Raw genomic sequence first — 245 nt, 5'->3', positions numbered from 1 at the left:
CTCCACCGTCACACCCGGTGGGATTGTTGGGTTTCTCATCGTGAGTTACCGGTTCAATATTCCAGACAGACTCGTGGTTCATTTGAGCGTCCATGCTCGCCCTGAACTCCGGGCACACTATAAGTCATGTCACTCACCCAATGCGTATTTGGGGTTGGGACAACGAACTGGCGTTCAAGGTAATTTGGACTGGCAAAAGAAGGCTTTCCGCCACCGTAATAGCGTCGTTTTCGGTATCCAGTCTG

Annotated in this window: 1 pseudogene; it reads right to left on the bottom strand. The window is 51.4% G+C overall.

Going from position 1 to position 245, the window contains the following annotated elements:
* Window positions 1-119 precede the first annotated feature (119 nt).
* Window positions 120-245, bottom strand: a pseudogene (locus tag J1784_RS00030) (IS3 family transposase); the annotation flags it as partial.

Origin of the sequence: Rahnella ecdela (assembly GCF_019049625.1) — a bacterium.
Classification (GTDB): Bacteria; Pseudomonadota; Gammaproteobacteria; order Enterobacterales; family Enterobacteriaceae; genus Rahnella; species Rahnella ecdela.
This window is presented reverse-complemented; position numbering and strand designations above follow the sequence as displayed.